General features: G+C 53.3%; 7 protein-coding genes and 5 pseudogenes. All 12 read right to left on the bottom strand.

Annotation, left to right across the window (positions count from 1 at the left end; translation table 11 throughout):
- A pseudogene (locus D3H35_RS28320) lies at positions 1–344 on the bottom strand (non-ribosomal peptide synthetase); the annotation flags it as partial.
- A gap of 29 nt (positions 345–373) precedes the next feature.
- Positions 374–8043: pseudogene (locus D3H35_RS28310) on the bottom strand (amino acid adenylation domain-containing protein).
- A gap of 31 nt (positions 8044–8074) precedes the next feature.
- Positions 8075–10144, bottom strand: a complete 2070-nt coding sequence (locus D3H35_RS33835) for a condensation domain-containing protein (protein ID WP_325050182.1) — start codon at positions 10142–10144, stop codon at positions 8075–8077.
- A 90-nt stretch (positions 10145–10234) separates the two neighbouring features.
- Positions 10235–13244 (bottom strand): annotated as a pseudogene (locus D3H35_RS33830) (condensation domain-containing protein); the annotation flags it as partial.
- 139 nt (positions 13245–13383) lie between these two features.
- Positions 13384–13863: an AMP-binding protein gene (locus D3H35_RS33825; RefSeq protein ID WP_267901475.1), complete on the bottom strand. Its 480-nt coding sequence runs from the start codon at positions 13861–13863 to the stop codon at positions 13384–13386.
- A 16-nt stretch (positions 13864–13879) separates the two neighbouring features.
- Positions 13880–14482, bottom strand: coding sequence for an AMP-binding protein (locus D3H35_RS35405; protein ID WP_459178276.1), 603 nt, complete (start codon positions 14480–14482; stop codon positions 13880–13882).
- A pseudogene (locus tag D3H35_RS35400) lies at positions 14462–17340 on the bottom strand (amino acid adenylation domain-containing protein); the annotation flags it as partial. The gene D3H35_RS35405 and the pseudogene D3H35_RS35400, both read right to left, overlap by 21 nt.
- Positions 17328–17687: a phosphopantetheine-binding protein gene (locus tag D3H35_RS28270; protein WP_459178275.1), complete on the bottom strand. Its 360-nt coding sequence runs from the start codon at positions 17685–17687 to the stop codon at positions 17328–17330. The gene D3H35_RS28270 and the pseudogene D3H35_RS35400, both read right to left, overlap by 13 nt.
- 160 nt (positions 17688–17847) lie before the next feature.
- The gene (locus D3H35_RS33160) at positions 17848–21360 is read right to left on the bottom strand and encodes a non-ribosomal peptide synthetase (protein ID WP_147355971.1); all 3513 of its coding nucleotides are present in this window, start codon (positions 21358–21360) and stop codon (positions 17848–17850) included.
- A 340-nt stretch (positions 21361–21700) separates the two neighbouring features.
- Positions 21701–21832 carry a hypothetical protein gene (locus tag D3H35_RS35195; protein ID WP_158594324.1) on the bottom strand — a complete coding sequence of 44 codons (132 nt, stop codon included), beginning with the start codon at positions 21830–21832 and terminating at the stop codon, positions 21701–21703.
- Positions 21814–22251 (bottom strand): AMP-binding protein, encoded by a 438-nt coding sequence (locus D3H35_RS35190; RefSeq protein ID WP_411675189.1) that lies wholly within the window; start codon positions 22249–22251, stop codon positions 21814–21816. The genes D3H35_RS35195 and D3H35_RS35190 overlap by 19 nt, the downstream gene beginning before the upstream one ends.
- Before the next feature lie 29 nt (positions 22252–22280).
- A pseudogene (locus D3H35_RS35185) lies at positions 22281–23323 on the bottom strand (condensation domain-containing protein).
- Positions 23324–23445 lie beyond the last annotated feature (122 nt).

Genomic DNA, 23445 nt, shown 5'->3' with positions numbered 1-23445 from the left:
TGATCGAGATCGGTGTCATCCAGGGCGTACAACCGCTCGTCATCGACATGCAGCACTTCTCCCGCGAATCCCATCGTCTGCCCTTGCAGCCGTTTCTGCGTCAGCAGGATATCCGCTCCGCTGTCCTCCAGCATGTACCCGATTCGCTCCGCCGGATAGTCCGGATCGATCGGCAGGTACGCCCTCCGGCTTTCAGGATCCCCAGGATCCCCACGATCATCTCCAGCGACCGCTCCGCCAGGATCCCCGATCCGATCCACTCCAACGCCCTTGCCCCTCAGCACTCTCGCCAGTTGATTCGCTCGTCCGTTCAATTCCGCATACGTCAGCGACTCCGACTCCAATACGACAGCCGTATGATCCGGTGTCTTCTTTACCTGTTCTTCAAACAGCCCGTGAATCGTTTGATCCGCGGATACGACACCTTCGTGTCGTTGAACGCATGCAGAAGCTGACGCTTCTCTTCCGCGCTAAGCAGTTCGATGGCCTTCAGCTGTTTCTCCGTCTGACTGCTGATGTCGCGCAATAACGCAACATAATGCCGCCCCAGCCGTTCTGCCGTTTCCTTCGTATATATCGCCGTACAATACGACAGGCTCAGTCCGATTTCGCGCCCCGTTTCCACCGCGGTCAAGCTCATATCGAATTTGGATGCCGAATGTTCGAACCCGTATGGGGAGAACCGCATCTCCTCGATCTCCGTCTCTTCCTCGCTCATGTTTTGCAAGGAAAACATCGTGTCAAATATCGGATTGCGGCTCAGGTCCCTCCTTACGTTCAATTTCTCTACCAGTTCTTCGAACGGATACTCTTGATGTTCATACGCTTGCAGCGCTACCTCTTTCACTTCCTGCAAGTACGCCGTAAATGTTTTCTCCCCTGCCGGCCTCGATCGCATCGCCAGCGTATTGACAAACATGCCGATGATGTTCTCGACGTCCGCATGCGGACGCCCTGCAATCGGCGTGCCTACCACGATGTCTTCCTGCCCCGTGTATTTGGAGAGCAAGACGTTGTAACCCGCAAGCAATACCATATACAGGGTCGTTCCCGTTTCCGCCGCGATTCGGTTTAATCCTGCCGACAGCTCCCCGTCCAGCACAAATTGGATTTGATCCCCTTTGAAGCTTTGAACCGCCGGTCTCGGATAATCCGTCGGCATCTCCAATACCGGCAGTTCCCCGAGAACGTCTCCAGCCAATACGTCTCCTGCCGTTTCATCGCTTCGCTCTGCATGAACGCCTGCTGCCATACCGCATAATCTTTGTATTGCAGCCGCGGGGCAGGCAGCGTTTGATCCCCATACAGCCCGACAAACTCCCGTACGAGAATGTCCATGGACACCCCGTCGGAAATAATATGGTGCATATCGTACAGCAACACATGGCGCTCCGGCTCCAACTCCAGCAGCCCCACCCGCAGCAGGGGCGCCTGCCCCAGATCGAATGCGCGGATAAACTCGGCGATCTGCCGCAGCCCGTCTTCCTCTGCTTTCTTATAGCTGATCTCGAAATCCACTTCCGGGTGAATCCGCTGCGCGGGCTCGCCCTCCACCCATTCAAAGGATGTGCGCAACGCCTCGTGGCGCGCGATCAGCTGACGGAAGGCACGCTCGAACCGTTCCCGGTCCACCTTGCCCTCCATCATCACCGCGCCGGGCATATTGTAGCTTTCGTCCGCGCCTTGCAATTGGCTTAGGATGTACATCCGCTTCTGCGCGGAAGACACCGGGTAATACTCGCGCAGCGGAGCCGGTTCTATCGAAGCGTAAGCATGCGCCTCCATTCCCCGAATCGCCTGCGCCAATTCCTTGATCGTCGGCGACTGGAACACTTCGCGCAACGGGACCTGGACGTTCAATTCCTTGTGGATGCGGCTAACCAGCGTCGTCGCTTTGAGAGAATGTCCGCCCAGTTCAAAGAAGTTATCCGCGATCCCGATGGCCGAGACGCCCAACACCCCTTGCCAAATATTCGCGAGGGTTTCTTCCAGCGCATTTCTTGGCGCCTCGTACACCGTGCCCCTCTCGAGCGTTCCTTCTGGCGACGGCAATGCCTTCCGGTCCAGCTTCCCGTTGGGCGTCAGCGGCATCTGCTCTACCCGCACGAAGAACGACGGGATCATGTATTGGGGCAGCATTTCCGATAGACGCTTCCTCAGTTCCGCTGCGCCAAGATTGCCGTTCGCGACGAAATAGGCGCATAAATACGCGCTTCCTTCTTCATCCTTACGCGCGATGACCGTTGCTTCCTTGACCGATTCGTGTGACCGAAGCGCCGATTCCACTTCGCCCAATTCAATGCGGTGGCCGCGGACTTTCACTTGCTCGTCGATCCGTCCCAAGTATTCGATGTTCCCGTCTGGCAGCCAGCGCGCCAGGTCTCCCGTCCGGTACATCCGCTCGCCAGGCGCGAACGGGTTGGCTACGAATTTCTCCGCGGTGAGCTCCGGTTTATTCAAATATCCACGCGCCAAGCCAGCTCCCGAGATGCACAGCTCTCCCGGTACTCCGATCGGTTGAAGCTGCCGTTCTTTATCCACGACATACATAGTAATACTAGGAAGCGGTCTTCCAATGGGAACATGGATACGACCTGAAATTCCGTTCTCAGTCGATTCGTAAAAACACGAATCGACACAAGCTTCGGTTACACCATAACTATTCAAAATCCTAAACGATGAAGCATATCGGTTTAAAAGCTTGATAAATTGCTCACTTGGGCAAACATCCGATCCCAAAATAAGTATTTTTAGTTCCCCTATATCAAGTTCTTTTTCATGAATGTACTCCATGAAGGGGATAATTAAAGACGGTGTTGATTCGAAGATATTAATTCGATGTTCCTTAAGCAACGAATAAAGTTCCCTGAAATCCAATCTTTTCTGATCTGGACAAATCACCATATAGCCACCGTTTATCAATGACCTTGCAACATCGCCCGCAAATACATCGAATGAAAAGCTTGCCGTTTGCAGTAATCTAACTTCAAATGAGTTTAATTTGTACGCCTGATTCCAGGCACAAGCCAAGCCTGAATAGTTAATATGTTCAATCATGACGCCTTTCGGTTTCCCGGTGGAGCCCGAAGTATAGATCACATACGCCAGATCTTTGGAACTGCCGGTATAATCGAGATCGGTGTTATCTCCAGCGTACAACCGCTCGTCATCGACATGCAGCACTTCTCCCGCGAATCCCATCGTCTGCGCTTCCAGCCGTTTCTGCGTCAGCAGGATATCCGCTCCGCTGTCCTCCAGCATGTACCCGATTCGCTCCGCCGGATAGTCCGGATCGATCGGCAGGTACGCCCCTCCGGCTTTCAGGATCCCCAGGATCCCCACGATCATCTCCAGCGACCGCTCCGCCAGGATCCCTACGATCCGATCCGCGCCAACGCCCTTGCCCCTCAGCACTCTCGCCAGTTGATTCGCCCGTCCGTTCAATTCCGCATACGTTAGCGACTCCGACTCCAATACGACAGCCGTATGATCCGGTGTCTTCTTCACCTGTTCTTCAAACAGCCCGTGAATCGTTTGATTCGCCGGATACGTCGCCTTCGTGTCGTTGAACGCATGCAGAAGCTGACGCTTCTCTTCCGCGCTAAGCAGTTCGATGGCCTTCAGCTGTTTCTCCGTCTGACTGCTGATGTCGCGCAATAACGCAACATAATGCCGCCCCAGCCGTTCTGCCGTTTCCTTCGTATATATCGCCGTACAATACGACAGGCTCAGTCCGATTTCGCGCCCCGTTTCCACCGCGGTCAAGCTCATATCGAATTTGGATGCCGAATGTTCGAACCCGTATGGGGAGAACCGCATCTCCTCGATCTCCGTCTCTTCCTCGCTCATGTTTTGCAAGGAAAACATCGTGTCAAATATCGGATTGCGACTCAGGTCCCTCCTTACGTTCAATTTCTCTACCAGTTCTTCGAACGGATACTCTTGATGTTCATACGCTTGCAGCGCTACCTCTTTCACTTCCTGCAAATACGCCGTAAATGTTTTCTCCCCTGCCGGCCTCGATCGCATCGCCAGCGTATTGACAAACATGCCGATGATGTTCTCGACGTCCGCATGCGGACGCCCTGCAATCGGCGTGCCTACCACGATGTCTTCCTGCCCCGTGTATTTGGAGAGCAAGACGCTGTAACCCGCAAGCAATACCATATACAGGGTCGTTCCCGTTTCCGCCGCGATTCGGTTTAATCCTGCCGACAGCTCCCCGTCCAGCACAAATTGGATTTGATCCCCTTTGAAGCTTTGAACCGCCGGTCTCGGATAATCCGTCGGCATCTCCAATACCGGCAGTTCCCCCGAGAACGTTTCCAGCCAATACGCCTCTTGCCGTTTCATCGCTTCGCTCTGCATGAACGCCTGCTGCCATACCGCATAATCTTTGTATTGCAGCCGCGGGGCAGGCAGCGTGTTACCCCCATACAGCCCGACAAACTCCCGTACGAGAATGTCCATGGACACCCCATCGGAAATAATATGGTGCATATCGTACAGCAACACCTGGCGCTCCGGCTCCAACTCCAGCAGCCCCACCCGCAGCAGGGGCGCCTGCCCCAGATCGAATGCGCGGATAAACTCGGCGATCTGCCGCAGCCCGTCTTCCTCTGCTTTCTTATAGCTGATCTCGAAATCCACTTCCAGGTGAATCCGCTGCGCGGGCTCGCCCTCCACCCATTCAAAGGATGTGCGCAACGCCTCGTGGCGCGCGATCAGCTGACGGAAGGCACGCTCGAACCGTTCCCGGTCCACCTTGCCCTCCATCATCACCGCGCCGGGCATATTGTAGCTTTCGTCCGCGCCTTGCAATTGGCTTAGGATGTACATCCGCTTCTGCGCGGAAGACACCGGGTAATACTCGCGCAGCGGAGCCGGTTCTATCGAAGCGTAAGCATGCGCCTCCATTCCCCGGATCGCCTGCGCCAATTCCTTGATCGTCGGCGACTGGAACACTTCGCGCAACGGGACCTGGACGTTCAATTCCTTGTGGATGCGGCTAACCAGCGTCGTCGCTTTGAGAGAATGTCCGCCCAGTTCAAAGAAGTTATCCGCGATCCCGATGGCCGAGACGCCCAACACCCCTTGCCAAATATTCGCGAGGGTTTCTTCCAGCGCATTTCTTGGCGCCTCGTACACCGTGCCCCTCTCGAGCGTTCCTTCTGGCGACGGCAATGCCTTCCGGTCCAGCTTCCCGTTGGGCGTCAGCGGCATCTGCTCTACCCGCACGAAGAATGACGGGATCATGTATTGGGGCAGCATTTTCAACAGATGCTTCCTCAGTTCGGATGCGCCAAGATTGCCGTTCGTGACGAAATAGGCGCATAAATACGCGCTTCCTTCTTCATCCTTACGCGCGATGACCGTTGCTTCCTTGACCGATTCGTGTGACCGAAGCGCCGATTCCACTTCGCCCAATTCAATGCGGTGGCCGCGGATTTTCACTTGCTCGTCGATCCGTCCCAAGTATTCGATGTTCCCGTCCGGCAGCCAGCGCGCCAGGTCTCCCGTCCGGTACATCCGCTCGCCAGGCGCGAACGGGTTGGCCACGAATTTCTCCGCTGTGAGCTCCGGTTGATTCAAGTAACCTCTTGAGACACCGTCGCCCGAAATATACATTTCCCCGGCAACACCGATCGGAACCTCCTGCATGTAGGAGTTCAATATATATATTTGTACGTTGGATGCAGGAACCCCAATCGGTACCGACGTATACCCCTTGCTCCCGGCATCGAACAAATATACTGTACAACCAACGACGGTCTCCGTCGGTCCATACTCGTTATATATTTCAACCTTGCCTTCATATTTTTCGTAAATGCTTTGTGCTAATGCATGGCTGAAATCTTCTCCACCCACGATCAACCTCTTCATGCTTGTGGAAGAAGATAGATGCACATCCGTTTCGAGCAGCTTTAAGTGGCTCGGCGTTAATTTGAGTAGTCCCACCTTGTCTTCCTCTATAATTCGCCGAATAACGGATGCTTGGTTCTCCCCATGGTATACGACAACTTTATTTCCGGTAATCAGCGGCAGATATAAGGATGTAACCGTCAAATCAAAAGATATTGAAGAGAATAACGCACTATCCAAACGATCTTCTTGCATATAAACCGTGTTCGCCCAAGAGACATAATTCACCAAACCCTGATGGGTTATCATGGCGCCCTTCGGCTTCCCGGTGGAGCCCGAAGTATAGATCACATACGCCAGATCTTTGGAACTGCCCGTGTGCTCAAGATTGGTGTCATCCAGGGCGTACAACCGCTCGTCATCGACATGCAGCACTTCTCCCGCGAATCCCATCGTCTTCGCTTCCAGCCGCTTCTGCGTCAGTAGAATATCCGCTCCGCTGTCCTCCAGCATGTACCCGATTCGCTCCGCCGGATAGTCCGGATCGATCGGCAGGTACGCCCCTCCGGCTTTCAGGATTCCCAGGATCCCCACGATCATCTCCAGCGACCGCTCCGCCAGGATCCCCACGATCCGATCCGCTCCAACGCCCTTGCCCCTCAGCACTCTCGCCAGTTGATTCGCCCGTCCGTTCAGTTCCGCATACGTCAGCGACTCCGACTCCAATACGACAGCCGTATGATCCGGTGTCTTCTTTACCTGTTCTTCAAACAGCCCGTGAATCGTTTGATTCTCCGGATACGACGCCTTCGTGTCGTTGAACGCATGCAGAAGCTGACGCTTCTCTTCTTCCGTCACGATTTCCAACTGATCGATGCCTACGTGCGGGGTTTCCACGACCTGGCCGATGACCTCTTGCAAGTGCTCGCGTATTCTCGCTACCATTCCGCGATCGATTCGCGCCGCATTGTAGCTGAATTTAATCCTTATTTCATTTCCAGGCACAATCAGGATGGTGAAGTCATAGTTGGTTTGTTCAAACGTCTCTACGTTGCTAATCGCAAACCCGATGCTTTGTCCGCTCGATTGTTCGATGGCTTCTCCGATCGGGTAATTCTCGAACACCATGACATGATTGACCAATCCTTGCTTCAGCGAAGAGTTCGCCTGAATTTCATAAAGAGGATAATAGTCGTACTGCGCCGACGAAAGTGATGACAGCTGCACTTGCTTCACAAGGTCGGAAAAAGACATGCCCGGTCTGCTTTGAATACGAACGGGTATCGTGTTGATAAACAAGCCGATCATTTGCTCAATGCCCGCAATCTCAGAAGGGCGGCCTGAAACAATCGCGCCAAACATGACATCATCAATGCCATTGTACTTTTGCAGCAATATTCCCCATAGGGCTTGCATACATGTATTAACGGTAACCTGATGCAGATTGGCTAATTGGTTCAGCTTCCCAGACAAATCCTCATTGATGGAAAATTGCAATTCTTCCAACTCAAATTTTTCTATGTTTTGGTTAAGAAGAGTAGGCACCTGTGCCGAATGTGCATACCCCTCGATATAGTTTTCCCAGTATTTTGATGCTGACTTCTGATCTTGTCTCTCCAACCACTGGATATATCTGCTATAGGGTATTGCTGCAGTAAATCCAAGTGATTTTTTTTCTTTTAAAGATTGATAGATCACAAATAGTTCTTTCGACACAACTGGCAGACACCAACCATCCATTAAGATATGATGATGGCTCCATATCATGGAATATCCTTCTGTTCCCCTGTAAAATAGTGCAAATCGCATTAATGGACCTTTTGTCAAATCAAATCCTTGGGCTTTATCCTTCTGTTTATATTGTTCCAAGTACGCGAATTGTTCCTTCGCATCCCATTTCGAAATATCCTCAAAATAGATTTGAATTGGACGTTCCCTTAATACGACTTGCAAAATTTCATTTTCTTCATGAATGAAAATAGTTCTAAAAATATCATATCTTTCGATTAAGATGTTCACGCTATTCTCGAAAAGTACCGGATCAAAAGGATTGCCTATAGTAGAACAAGTTTGGTGGAAATATGCCGTGGAAGATTTATCCGCTAAGTTATGAAAAAACATGCCTTGCTGAAGCGGCGTTAAAGGGTAAACATCTTGTATTTTTCCTTTGCTTGACTTCATATATGTTCAAATCCTCTCGGTTTATTTCACTTTATAAAAAGTTAATTTTATCTTCTAAGTTTTCTAGTTGTTTTATCGTTAACCGCTTGTATGTAAGGTCGCTTGGTGTGACTTCTCTATTGTCCGTACTCGCGCAATGCTCGATGATGGCTTCCAGATGACGCTTGTACACGGCTGCCAGCTTTTCAATCGTATCCGCTTCATAGGCCTTCCCGTTGTAATCGATCGTAAGCTGCAGTTGCCCGCCCAGGACCATTCCGTTGATCGACAGCGTCGACGTTCTTTCGCCGTTCGGACTGACCGAGCTGCCCGCGCCGTACCTCGATCCTGCAAAAAGTCCCGTTTCCACGTCCTGGTCAAATTGTCCCAGGTAGTTGAAACTGACCTCCGGCTTCAGCTTCCATGTCCGCCCTTCAGCAGCTGCCTTCCCGTACTTTAACAACCCGTATCCGATCCCTTTATTCGGGATTCGGCGCAGGTGTTCTTTTACCGTCTTGATTTGGTACGATAGCTCCCGACTTTGTTCCATCTCCAATATCACGGGATATTGGGTGGTAAACCACCCCACCGTTCGGCTAATATCCACTTCATGACCGATCTCTTCCCGGCCATGTCCCTCCAGCTCAATGGCTGCTTGCTTACTGTCATTCCATTCGCCGATCGCCAATCCCAACGCCGTTAACAAAATATCGTTAATTTCCGTGTTATACGCCTTGTTGACCTGCTTCAGCAGCTTTTCCGTCTGTTCTTCCGTCAGGGTCAAGGATACATGCCGGCCGTCTTTCATGAGGCCTGCTCCGACTTCAGAATCCTTGCGCAGCGGCTTGACTTCCGCGCGCTCAACGGCTTGCCAATATTCGGCTTCTTCCAACACCTGCCCGCTGTTGGCGTAGCCTTGCAGCGCCTTCGCCCATGCCTGGTAGGAATCGGTTTTCGCCGGAAAACGGATCGCCTCCCCATTCATCGCCTGACGATAACCCGTATTTAAATCTTCCAGCACAATCCGCCAAGATACCCCGTCCACAACCAGATGATGGACGGCCAGCAGCAAATGATCTCCTTCGGCCGTTTTGAATAATCCCGCTTTTAACAGCGGGCCTTTGCCAAGATCCATGCTCGCTTGAATTTCGGTGGCACATGCTTGAATCACTTCTTCTTCAGCCTGCTGATCCCCCGTGACATCGCGAACCTCAAGGTGGAAGACTTCTCTCTCCATTCCCCGGTTCCGCTGCGTATATCCCACGCTGCCCGGGTGATACACCATTCGCAATCCGTCATGATGCTCAGCCAATTTCGCGAGAACCTCACGAATGATCCGCTCGTCAAATCCGTCTTTACGGTGCAGCATCACAGCCTGATTACAGTGCTGCCTGTCCGTGAAGTTTTGTTCGAAGAACCAGCGCTGGATCGGCGTGAGTTCCACTTCGCCTTCCACCAAGCCCTGATCGATCGTTCTTCCCACAGGACGGAGACAAGAACTCAGCTCCCCGATCGTTGGATGCTGAAATAAGTCTTTGATCTCCATCTTCAAGTGATGGGCATGCAGGCGCGCGGAGATCTGGATGGCTTTGATCGAATCGCCGCCCAGTTCAAAGAAGTTATCCGCGATCCCGATGGCCGAGACGCCCAACACCCCTTGCCAAATATTCGCGAGGGTTTCTTCCAGCGCATTTCTTGGCGCCTCGTACACCGTGCCCCTCTCGAGCGTTCCTTCTGGCGACGGCAATGCCTTCCGGTCCAGCTTCCCGTTGGGCGTCAGCGGCATCTGCTCTACCCGCACGAAGAACGACGGGATCATGTATTGGGGCAGCATTTCCGACAGATGCTTCCTCAGTTCCGCTGCGCCAAGATTGCCGTTCGCGACGAAATAGGCGCATAAATACGCGCTTCCTTCTTCATCCTTACGCGCGATGACCGTTGCTTCCTTGACCGATTCGTGTGACCGAAGCGCTGATTCCACTTCGCCCAATTCAATGCGGTGGCCGCGAATTTTCACTTGCTCGTCGATCCGTCCCAAGTATTCGATGTTCCCGTCCGGCAGCCAGCGCGCCAGGTCTCCCGTCCGGTACATCCGCTCGCCAGGTGCGAACGGGTTGGCCACGAACTGCTTTGATGTTAGTACCGGATTGCCGAAATAGCCGCGACCAACTCCGTTGCCTCCGATACAGATTTCACCTGCGACCCCTATTGGAACCAGTTTTTTTTGTCTATCTAAAATATATACCTGCTGATTTAACAGCGGAGTGCCTATTGGAATTGCATCACTCTGCCATCCGTTTCTTTCAAATGCAAAATAAGCAGTGGTATCAACGCAACATTCGGTAGGACCGTATACGTTCGTGATCAGTGGAACATGATCAGAGCACTTTTTTAAGAAGTCGTCAACAACAGATCCTAGGAGCAATTCTCCGCCGACTATAAATTGTTTTACTCCTAAAACGGAAACTTGAATGGCTGCTTGCGATATCATTTTGAGATGCGCCGGAGTACCATCTGATATATCAATTCGATGCGTTTTGTAATATTGCAATAGCCTTTGCCCATCGAATGCGACCTTTTGGCACAATGTACAAAGTATGACCAAGCAGTTGAGAAGCAAAGATTTGTTTAACTGAAGCGTCAAATACATAAGATGCTACACAGGCAATACGTAAAGGCAGATAATACTCTGCGTATATTTTGTTCGCTAAACCCGCCACTAAATTAACGACATTTCGATGTTCAATCATGACGCCCTTCGGCTTCCCGGTGGAGCCCGAAGTATAGATCACATACGCCAGATCTTTGGAACTGCCGGTATGATCGAGATCGGTGTTATCTCCAGCGTACAACCGCTCGTCATCGACATGCAGCACTTCTCCCGCGAATCCCATCGTCTGCCCTTGCAGCCGTTTCTGCGTCAGCAGAATATCCGCTCCGCTGTCCTCCAGCATGTACCCGATTCGCTCCGCCGGATAGTCCGGATCGATCGGCAGGTACGCCCCTCCGGCTTTCAGGATCCCCAGGATCCCCACGATCATCTCCAGCGACCGCTCCGCCAGGATCCCCACGATCCGATCCGCTCCAACGCCCTTGCCCCTCAGCACTCTCGCCAGTTGATTCGCCCGTCCGTTCAGTTCCGCATACGTTAGCGACTCCGACTCCAATACGACAGCCGTATGATCCGGTGTCTTCTTTACCTGTTCTTCAAACAGCCCGTGAATCGTTTGATCCGCCGGATACGACGCCTTCGTGTCGTTGAACGCATGCAGAAGCTGACGCTTCTCTTCCGCGCTAAGCAGTTCGATGTCCTTCAGCTGTTTCGCCGTCTGACTGCTGATGTCGCGCAATAACGCAACATAATGCCTCCCCAGCCGTTCTGCCGTTTCCTTCGTATATATCGCCGTACAATACGACAGGCTCAGTCCGATCTCGCGCCCCGTTTCCACCGCGGTCAAGCTCATATCGAATTTGGATGCCGAATGTTCGAACCCGTATGGGGAGAACCGCATCTCCTCGATCTCCGTCTCTTCCTCGCTCATGTTTTGCAAGGAAAACATCGTGTCAAATATCGGATTGCGGCTCAGGTCCCTCCTTACGTTCAATTTCTCTACCAGTTCTTCGAACGGATACTCTTGATGTTCATACGCTTGCAGCGCTACCTCTTTCACTTCCTGCAAATACGCCGTAAATGTTTTCTCCCCTGCCGGCCTCGATCGCATCGCCAGCGTATTGACAAACATGCCGATGATGTTCTCGACGTCCGCATGCGGACGCCCTGCAATCGGCGTGCCTACCACGATGTCTTCCTGCCCCGTGTATTTGGAGAGCAAGGCGCTGTAACCCGCAAGCAATACCATATACAGGGTCGTTCCCGTTTCCGCCGCGATTCGGTTTAATCCTGCCGACAGCTCCCCGTCCAGCTCAAATTGGATTTGATCCCCTTTGAAGCTTTGAACCGCCGGTCTCGGATAATCCGTCGGCATCTCCAATACCGGCAGTTCCCCCGAGAACGTTTCCAGCCAATACGTCTCCTGCCGTTTCATCGCTTCGCTCTGCATGAACGCCTGCTGCCATACCGCATAATCTTTGTATTGCAGCCGCGGGGCAGGCAGCGTTTGACCCCCATACAGCCCGACAAACTCCCGTACGAGAATGTCCATGGACACCCCGTCGGAAATAATATGGTGCATATCGTACAGCAACACCTGGCGCTCCGGCTCCAACTCCAGCAGCCCCACCCGCAGCAGGGGCGCCTGCCCCAGATCGAACGCGCGGATAAACTCGGCGATCTGCCGCAGCCCGCCTTCTTCTGCTTTCTTATAGCTGATCTCGAAATCCACTTCCGGGTGAATCCGCTGCGCGGGCTCGCCCTCTACCCATTCAAAGGATGTGCGCAACGCCTCGTGGCGCGCGATCAGCTGACGGAAGGCACGCTCGAACCGTTCCCGGTCCACCTTGCCCTCCATCATCACCGCGCCGGGCATATTGTAGCTTTGCTCCGCGCCTTGCAATTGGCTTAGGATGTACATCCGCTTCTGCGCGGAAGACACCGGGTAATACTCGCGCAGCGGAGCCGGTTCTATCGAAGCGTAAGCATGCGCCTCCATTCCCCGAATCGCCTGCGCCAATTCCTTGATCGTCGGCGACTGGAACACTTCGCGCAACGGGACCTGGACGTTCAATTCCTTGTGGATGCGGCTAACCAGCGTCGTCGCTTTGAGAGAATGTCCGCCCAGTTCAAAGAAGTTATCCGCGATCCCGATGGCCGAGACGCCCAACACCCCTTGCCAAATATTCGCGAGGGTTTCTTCCAGCGCATTTCTTGGCGCCTCGTACACCGTGCCCCTCTCGAGCGTTCCTTCTGGCGACGGCAATGCCTTCCGGTCCAGCTTCCCGTTGGGCGTCAGCGGCATCTGCTCTACCCGCACGAAGAACGACGGGATCATGTATTGGGGCAGCATTTCCGATAGATGCTTCCTCAGTTCCGCTGCGCCAAGATTGCCGTTCGTGACGAAATAGGCGCATAAATACGCGCTTCCTTCTTCATCCTTACGCGCGATGACCGTTGCTTCCTTGACCGATTCGTGTGACCGAAGCGCCGATTCCACTTCGCCCAATTCAATGCGGTGGCCGCGGACTTTCACTTGCTCGTCGATCCGTCCCAAGTATTCGATGTTCCCGTCCGGCAGCCAGCGCGCCAGGTCTCCCGTCCGGTACATCCGCTCGCCAGGCGCGAACGGGTTGGCCACGAATTTCTCCGCTGTGAGCTCCGGTTGATTCAAGTAACCTCTTGAGACACCGTCGCCCGAAATATACATTTCCCCGCAACACCGATCGGAACCTCCTGCATATAGGAGTTCAATAGATATATTTGTACGTTGGATGCAGGAACCCCAATCGTACCGATGTATACCCCTTGCTCCCGGCATCGAACAAATACACTGTACAACCAACGACGGTCTCCGTCGGTCCATACTCGTTATATATTTCAACCTTGCCTTCATATTTTTCGTAAATGCTTTGTGCTAATGCATGGCTGAAATCTTCTCCACCCACGATCAACCTCTTCATGCTGGTGGAAGAAGATAGACGCCTATCCGTTTCGAGCAGCTTTAAGTGGCTCGGCGTTAATTTGAGTAGTCCCACCTTGTCTTCCTCTATAATTCGCCGAATAACGGATGCTTGGTTCTCCCCATGGTATACGACAACTTTATTTCCGGTAATCAGCGGCAGATATAAGGATGTAACCGTCAAATCAAAAGATATTGAAGAGAATAACGCACTATCCAAACGATCTTCTTGCATATAAACCTTGTTCGCCCAAGAGACATAATTCACCAAACCCTGATGGTTATCATGGCGCCCTTCGGCTTCCCGTGGAGCCCGAAGTATAGATCACATACGCCAGATCTTTGGAACTGCCCATATGCGCGAGATCGGTGTCATCCAGGGCGTACAACCGCTCGTCATCGACATGCAGCACTTCTCCCGCGAATCCCATCGTCTGCCCTTGCAGCCGCTTCTGCGTCAGTAGAATATCCGCTCCGCTGTCCTCCAGCATGTACCCGATTCGCTCCGCCGGATAGTCCGGATCGATCGGCAGGTACGCCCCTCCGGCTTTCAGGATCCCCAGGATCCCCACGATCATCTCCAGCGACCGCTCCGCCAGGATCCCCACGATCCGATCCGCTCCAACGCCCTTGCCCCTCAGCACTCTCGCCAGTTGATTCGCCCGTCCGTTCAGTTCCGCATACGTCAGCGACTCCGACTCCAATACGACAGCCGTATGATCCGGTGTCTTCTTTACCTGTTCTTCAAACAGCCCGTGAATCGTTTGATTCGCCGGATACGTCGCCTTCGTGTCGTTGAACGCATGCAGAAGCTGGCGCTTCTCTTCCGCGCTAAGCAGTTCGATGGCCTTCAGCTGTTTCTCCGTCTGACTGCTGATGTCGCGCAATAACGCAACATAATGCCGCCCCAGCCGTTCTGCCGTTTCCTTCGTATATATCGCCGTACAATACGACAGGCTCAGTCCGATTTCGCGCCCCGTTTCCACCGCGGTCAAGCTCATATCGAATTTGGATGCCGAATGTTCGAACCCGTATGGGGAGAACCGCATCTCCTCGATCTCCGTCTCTTCCTCGCTCATGTTTTGCAAGGAAAACATCGTGTCAAATATCGGATTGCGGCTCAGGTCCCTCCTTACGTTCAATTTCTCTACCAGTTCTTCGAACGGATACTCTTGATGTTCATACGCTTGCAGCGCTACCTCTTTCACTTCCTGCAAATACGCCGTAAATGTTTTCTCGCCTGCCGGCCTCGATCGCATCGCCAGCGTATTGACAAACATGCCGATGATGTTCTCGACGTCCGCATGCGGACGCCCTGCAATCGGCGTGCCTACCACGATGTCTTCCTGCCCCGTGTATTTGGAGAGCAAGACGCTGTAACCCGCAAGCAATACCATATACAGGGTCGTTCCCGTTTCCGCCGCGATTCGGTTTAATCCTGCCGACAGCTCCCCGTCCAGCTCAAATTGGATTTGATCCCCTTTGAAGCTTTGAACCGCCGGTCTCGGATAATCCGTCGGCATCTCCAATACCGGCAGTTCCCCCGAGAACGTTTCCAGCCAATACGTCTCCTGCCGTTTCATCGCTTCGCTCTGCATGAACGCCTGCTGCCATACCGCATAATCTTTGTATTGCAGCCGCGGGGCAGGCAGCGTTTGACCTTCATACAGCCCGACAAACTCCCGTACGAGAATGTCCATGGACACCCCATCGGAAATAATATGGTGCATATCGTACAGCAACACATGGCGCTCCGGCTCCAACTCCAGCAGCCCCACCCGCAGCAGGGGCGCCTGCCCCAGATCGAATGCGCGGATAAACTCGGCGATCTGCCGCAGCCCGTCTTCCTCTGCTTTCTTATAGCTGATCTCGAAATCCACTTCCAGGTGAATCCGCTGCGCGGGCTCGCCCTCCACCCATTCAAAGGATGTGCGCAACGCCTCGTGGCGCGCGATCAGCTGCCGGAAGGCACGCTCGAACCGTTCCCGGTCCACCTTGCCCTCCATCATCACCGCGCGGGCATATTGTAGCTTTGCTCCGCGCCTTGCAATTGGCTTAGGATGTACATCCGCTTCTGCGCGGAAGACACCGGGTAATACTCGCGCAGCGGAGCCGGTTCTATCGAAGCGTAAGCATGCGCCTCCATTCCCCGGATCGCCTGCGCCAATTCCTTGATCGTCGGCGACTGGAACACTTCGCGCAAAGGGACCTGGACGTTCAATTCCTTGTGGATGCGGGTAACCAGCGTCGTCGCTTTGAGAGAATGTCCGCCCAGTTCAAAGAAGTTATCCGTAATCCCGATGGCCGAGACGCCCAACACCCCTTGCCAAATATTCGCGAGGGTTTCTTCCAGCGCATTTCTTGGCGCCTCGTACACCGTGCCCCTCTCGAGCGTTCCTTCTGGCGACGGCAATGCCTTCCGGTCCAGCTTCCCGTTGGGCGTCAGCGGCATCTGCTCTACCCGCACGAAGAACGACGGGATCATGTATTGGGCAGCATTTCCGACAAACGCTTCCTCAGTTCCGCTGCGCCAAGATTGCCGTTCGCGACGAAATAGGCGCATAAATACGCGCTTCCTTCTTCATCCTTACGCGCGATGACCGTTGCTTCCTTAACCGATTCGTGTGACCGAAGCGCCGATTCCACTTCGCCCAATTCAATGCGGTGGCCGCGGATTTTCACTTGCTCGTCGATCCGTCCCAAGTATTCGATGTTCCCGTCTGGCAGCCAGCGCGCCAGGTCTCCCGTCCGGTACATCCGCTCGCCAGGCGCGAACGGGTTGGCTACGAATTTCTCCGCGGTGAGCTCCGGTTGATTCAAATATCCACGCGCCAAGCCGGCTCCCGAGATGCATAGCTCTCCCGGTACTCCGATCGGTTGCAAGTTATCGATGGAATCCAAAATAAAAATTTGAGTATTGGCCACAGGTCTCCCAATAGTTAAACTGCCACTATCATGTTTTGCATGGGATGACGTTTTTCCATATTGTTGTACATATTGTCGACTCTGTAGGACCATACGCGTTAACAAAATTAACTTTTTGATTCCATTTGTTAAAGAGCTCTACCGGGGAAGCGGATCCCGCGACGATTAAATTGGTCAGGGTTGTAATATTATCTGGATTTAAGTTAGCTAAATAAGTTGGTGGTAAAGTAGCGAAAGTGATTTCATGCTTATTTAAATAGCATTCAAAATATTTGTAATTCATTATCGTTTCTTTATCCAAAATATGTAATTGCGCACCTGTAAATAGTGACATAAATATCTCCCATATGGATGCGTCGAAGGTTGAATTTGCAAATTGAGTAATTTTATCACTTTCTTTAACGAAAAGGGTTTCTGCAAAAACACATTTCAGACTTAACATGCCATGATGCTCTATCATTACGCCTTTGGGCTGTCCCGTTGAACCTGATGTATAAATCATGTAAGCAAGATCGCCCGAATTATTAATGCTAACTAAATTCGAATCGTCTCCCGCACATAACGTAAAATCTTCCAAAAAGAGTATTTCTCCAGTAAAATCACATTTCTGTTTGTGCTTTTGTTGTGTTAGTAGGATATGCGCACTACTATCTGCCAACATATATCCCTTCCGCTCATGCGGATAGTCCGGATCGATCGGCATGTACGCCCCTCCGGCTTTCAGGATCCCCAGGATCCCCACGATCATCTCCAGCGACCGCTCCGCCAGGATGCCCACGATCCGATCCGCTCCAACGCCCTTGCCCCTCAGCACTCTCGCAGAGATTCCCCGTCGTTCAATTCCGCATACGTCAACTCCGACTCAAATACGACAGCGTATGATCCAGTCTTCTTTACTGTTCTTCCTGTCCGTGAAGTTTGTTCGAAGAACCAGCGCTGGATCGGCGTGAGTTCCACTTCGCCTTCCACCAAGCCCTGATCGATCGTTCTTCCCACAGGACGGAGACAAGAACTCAGCTTCCCGATCGTTGGATGCTGAAATAAGTCTTTGATCTCCATCTTCAAGTGATGGGCATGCAGGCGCGCGGAGATCTGGATGGCTTTGATCGAATCGCCGCCCAGTTCAAAGAAGTTATCCGTAATCCCGATGGCCGAGACGCCCAACACCCCTTGCCAAATATTCGCGAGGGTTTCTTCCAGCGCATTTCTTGGCGCCTCGTACACCGTGCCCCTCTCGAGCGTTCCTTCTGGCGACGGCAATGCCTTCCGGTCCAGCTTCCCGTTGGCGTCAGCGGCATCTGCTCTACCCGCACGAAGAACGACGGGATCATGTATTGGGCAGCATTTCCGACAGACGCTTCCTCAGTTCCGCTGCGCCAAGATTGCCGTTCGCGACGAAATAGGCGCATAAATACGCGCTTCCTTCTTCATCCTTACGCGCGATGACCGTTGCTTCCTTGACCGATTCGTGTGACCGAAGCGCCGATTCCACTTCGCCCAATTCAATGCGGTGGCCGCGGACTTTCACTTGCTCGTCGATCCGTCCCAAGTATTCGATGTTCCCGTCCGGCAGCCAGCGCGCCAGGTCTCCCGTCCGGTACATCCGCTCGCCAGGCGCGAACGGGTTGGCCACGAATTTCTCCGCTGTGAGCTCCGGTTGATTCAAGTAACCTCTTGAGACACCGTCGCCCGAAATATACATTTCCCCGGCAACACCGATCGGAACCTCCTGCATGTAGGAGTTCAATATATATATTTGTACGTTGGATGCAGGAACCCCAATCGGTACCGATGTATACCCCTTGCTCCCGGCATCGAACAAATACACTGTACAACCAACGACGGTCTCCGTCGGTCCATACTCGTTATAGATCTCTACCTTGCCTTCATATTTTTCGTAAATGCTTTGTGCTAATGCATGGCTGAAATCTTCTCCGCCCACGATCAACCTCTTCATGCTTGTGGAAGAAGATAGATGCATATCCGTTTCGAGCAGCTTTAAGTGGCTCGGCGTTAATTTGAGTAGTCCCACCTTGTCTTCCTCTATAATTCGCTTAATAACGGATGCTTGGTTCTCCCCATGGTATACGACAACTTTATTTCCGGTAATCAGCGGCAGGTACAAGGATGTAACCGTCAAATCAAAAGATATTGAAGAGAATAACGCACTATCCAAACGATCTTCTTGCATATAAACCGTGTTCGCCCAAGAGACATAATTCACCAAACCCTGATGGTTATCATGGCGCCCTTCGGCTTCCCCGTGGAGCCCGAAGTATAGATCACATACGCCAGATCTTTGGAACTGCCGTATGCGCGAGATCGGTGTCATCCAGGCGTACAACCGCTCGTCATCGACATGCAGCACTTCTCCCGCGAATCCCATCGTCTGCGCTTCCAGCCGTTTCTGCGTCAGCAGAATATCCGCTCCGCTGTCCTCCAGCATGTACCCGATTCGCTCCGCCGGATAGTCCGGATCGATCGGCAGGTACGCCCCTCCGGCTTTCAGGATCCCCAGGATCCCCACGATCATCTCCAGCGACCGCTCCGCCAGGATCCCCACGATCCGATCCGCGCCAACGCCCTTGCCCCTCAGCACTCTCGCCAGTTGATTCGCTCGTCCGTTCAATTCCGCATACGTTAGCGACTCCGACTCCAATACGACAGCCGTATGATCCGGTGTCTTCTTTACCTGTTCTTCAAACAGCCCGTGAATCGTTTGATTCGCCGGATACGTCGCCTTCGTGTCGTTGAACGCATGCAGAAGCTGACGCTTCTCTTCCGCGCTAAGCAGTTCGATGGCCTTCAGCTGTTTCTCCGTCTGACTGCTGATGTCGCGCAATAACGCAACATAATGCCGCCCCAGACGTTCTGCCGTTTCCTTCGTATATATCGCCGTACAATACGACAGGCTCAGTCCGATTTCGCGCCCCGTTTCCACCGCGGTCAAGCTCATATCGAATTTGGATGCCGAATGTTCGAACCCGTATGGGGAGAACCGCATCTCCTCGATCTCCGTCTCTTCCTCGCTCATGTTTTGCAAGGAAAACATCGTGTCAAATATCGGATTGCGGCTCAGGTCCCTCCTTACGTTCAATTTCTCTACCAGTTCTTCGAACGGATACTCTTGATGTTCATACGCTTGCAGCGCTACCTCTTTCACTTCCTGCAAATACGCCGTAAATGTTTTCTCCCCTGCCGGCCTCGATCGCATCGCCAGCGTATTGACAAACATGCCGATGATGTTCTCGACGTCCGCATGCGGACGCCCTGCAATCGGCGTGCCTACCACGATGTCTTCCTGCCCCGTGTATTTGGAGAGCAAGACGCTGTAACCCGCAAGCAATACCATATACAGGGTCGTTCCCGTTTCCGCCGCGATTCGGTTTAATCCTGCCGACAGCTCCCCGTCCAGCTCAAATTGGATTTGATCCCCTTTGAAGCTTTGAACCGCCGGTCTCGGATAATCCGTCGGCATCTCCAATACCGGCAGTTCCCCCGAGAACGTCTCCAGCCAATACGTCTCCTGCCGTTTCATCGCTTCGCTCTGCATGAACGCCTGCTGCCATACCGCATAATCTTTGTATTGCAGCCGCGGGGCAGGCAGCGTTTGACCCCCATACAGCCCGACAAACTCCCGTACGAGAATGTCCATGGACACCCCGTCGGAAATAATATGGTGCATATCGTACAGCAACACCTGGCGCTCCGGCTCCAACTCCAGCAGCCCCACCCGCAGCAGGGGCGCCTGCCCCAGATCGAACGCGCGGATAAACTCGGCGATCTGCCGCAGCCCGTCTTCCTCTGCTTTCTTATAGCTGATCTCGAAATCCACTTCCAGGTGAATCCGCTGCGCGGGCTCGCCCTCCACCCATTCAAAGGATGTGCGCAACGCCTCGTGGCGCGCGATCAGCTGACGGAAGGCACGCTCGAACCGTTCCCGGTCCACCTTGCCCTCCATCATCACCGCGCCGGGCATATTGTAGCTTTCATCCGCGCCTTGCAATTGGCTTAGGATGTACATCCGCTTCTGCGCGGAAGACACCGGGTAATACTCGCGCAGCGGAGCCGGTTCTATCGAAGCGTAAGCATGCGCCTCCATTCCCCGAATCGCCTGCGCCAATTCCTTGATCGTCGGCGACTGGAACACTTCGCGCAACGGGACCTGGACGTTCAATTCCTTGTGGATGCGGCTAACCAGCGTCGTCGCTTTGAGAGAATGTCCGCCCAGTTCAAAGAAGTTATCCGTAATCCCGATGGCCGAGACGCCCAACACCCCTTGCCAAATATTCGCGAGGGTTTCTTCCAGCGCATTTCTTGGCGCCTCGTACACCGTGCCCCTCTCGAGCGTTCCTTCTGGCGACGGCAATGCCTTCCGGTCCAGCTTCCCGTTGGGCGTCAGCGGCATCTGCTCTACCCGCACGAAGAACGACGGGATCATGTATTGAGGCAGCATTTTCAACAGATGCTTCCTCAGTTCCGATGCGCCAAGATTGCCGTTCGTGACGAAATAGGCGCATAAATACGCGCTTCCTTCTTCATCCTTACGCGCGATGACCGTTGCTTCCTTGACCGATTCGTGTGACCGAAGCGCCGATTCCACTTCGCCCAATTCAATGCGGTGGCCGCGGACTTTCACTTGCTCGTCGATCCGTCCCAAGTATTCGATGTTCCCGTCTGGCAGCCAGCGCGCCAGGTCTCCCGTCCGGTACATCCGCTCGCCAGGTGCGAACGGGTTGGCCACGAATTTCTCCGCGGTGAGCTCCGGCTGATTCAAATATCCACGCGCCAAGCCGGCTCCCGCGATGCACAGTTCTCCCGGTATTCCGATCGGTTGCAATAACCGTCCGCCGGCATCCACGATATGCACTTTCGTGTTCGCAATCGGGTGCCGATCGGAATATTAGCGGCATTATGACTGATCGCATAATGGGTACAGATCACTGTGCTTTCCGTCGGACCGTAGGTATTCCTTACTTCGTAGTTATTCAGCTGGTAGCCTTTGACCTTATCTGCGCCCGTGAGCAAAGTACGTAAGGAGCGTTCTCCAGCGCAGCAAACTGCTCATAAATTGAGGGGCATCCAAGTGATTGTGATGTCGTTCTCGTGATAGTACCGGTTGAGCTCGTTTACATCCAATCGTATTGCATCGTCAAGCAGGTGTACCTCTGAACCTGAAATCAAATAAGAAATAACTCCCACACCGAAGCGTCGAATACACTCGGCGCATACTGGGTGCTTCGATCTGAAGCTGTGATCTTAAATTCATTTCGATGCCACTCACAGAGGTTAACTAGAGACCGGTGTTCCACGATAACGCCCTTCGGCCTTCCTGTGAACCCGAAGTATAGATCACATACGCCAGATCTTTGGAACTGCCGGTATGATCGAGATCGGTGTTATCTCCAGCGTACAACCGCTCGTCATCGACATGCAGCACTTCTCCCGCGAATCCCATCGTCTGCGCTTCCAGCCGTTTCTGCGTCAGCAGAATATCCGCTCCGCTGTCCTCCAGCATGTACCCGATTCGCTCCGCCGGATAGTCCGGATCGATCGGCAGGTACGCCCCTCCGGCTTTCAGGATCCCCAGGATCCCCACGATCATCTCCAGCGACCGCTCCGCCAGGATCCCTACGATCCGATCCGCTCCAACGCCCTTGCCCCTCAGCACTCTCGCCAGTTGATTCGCTCGTCCGTTCAATTCCGCATACGTCAGCGACTCCGACTCCAATACGACAGCCGTATGATCCGGTGTCTTCTTTACCTGTTCTTCAAACAGCCCGTGAATCGTTTGACTCTCCGGATACGACGCCTTCGTGTCGTTGAACGCATGCAGAAGCTGACGCTTCTCTTCCGCGCTAAGCAGTTCGAGGCCTTCAGCTGTTTCTCCGTCTGACTGCTGATGTCGCGCAATAACGCAACATAATGCCGCCCCAGACGTTCTGCCGTTTCCTTCGTATATATCGCCGTACAATACGACAGGCTCAGTCCGATTTCGCGCCCCGTTTCCACCGCGGTCAAGCTCATATCGAATTTGGATGCCGAATGTTCGAACCCGTATGGGGAGAACCGCATCTCCTCGATCTCCGTCTCTTCCTCGCTCATGTTTTGCAAGGAAAACATCGTGTCAAATATCGGATTGCGGCTCAGGTCCCTCCTTACGTTCAATTTCTCTACCAGTTCTTCGAACGGATACTCTTGATGTTCATACGCTTGCAGCGCTACCTCTTTCACTTCCTGCAAATACGCCGTAAATGTTTTCTCCCCTGCCGGCCTCGACGCATCGCCAGCGTATTGACAAACATGCCGATGATGTTCTCGACGTCCGCATGCGGACGCCCTGCAATCGGCGTGCCTACCACGATGTCTTCCTGCCCCGTGTATTTGGAGAGCAAGACGCTGTAACCCGCAAGCAATACCATATACAGGGTCGTTCCCGTTTCCGCCGCGATTCGGTTTAATCCTGCCGACAGCTCCCCGTCCAGCTCAAATTGGATTTGATCCCCTTTGAAGCTTTGAACCGCCGGTCTCGGATAATCCGTCGGCATCTCCAATACCGGCAGTTCCCCCGAGAACGTCTCCAGCCAATACGTCTCTTGCCGTTTCATCGCTTCGCTCTGCATGAACGCCTGCTGCCATACCGCATAATCTTTGTATTGCAGCCGCGGGGCAGGCAGCGTTTGACCCCCATACAGCCCGACAAACTCCCGTACGAGAATGTCCATGGACACCCCGTCGGAAATAATATGGTGCATATCGTACAGCAACACCTGGCGCTCCGGCTCCAACTCCAGCAGCCCCACCCGCAGCAGGGGCGCCTGTCCCAGATCGAATGCGCGGATAAACTCGGCGATCTGCCGCAGCCGTCTTCCTCTGCTTTCTTATAGCTGATCTCGAAATCCACTTCCAGGTGAATCCGCTGCGC

The organism is Cohnella faecalis (assembly GCF_003570905.1).
In the GTDB taxonomy this organism is placed as follows: Bacteria; Bacillota; Bacilli; order Paenibacillales; family Paenibacillaceae; genus Cohnella; species Cohnella faecalis.
Note: the sequence above shows the minus strand (reverse complement) of the source record. Positions and strands in the feature narration are given on the sequence as shown.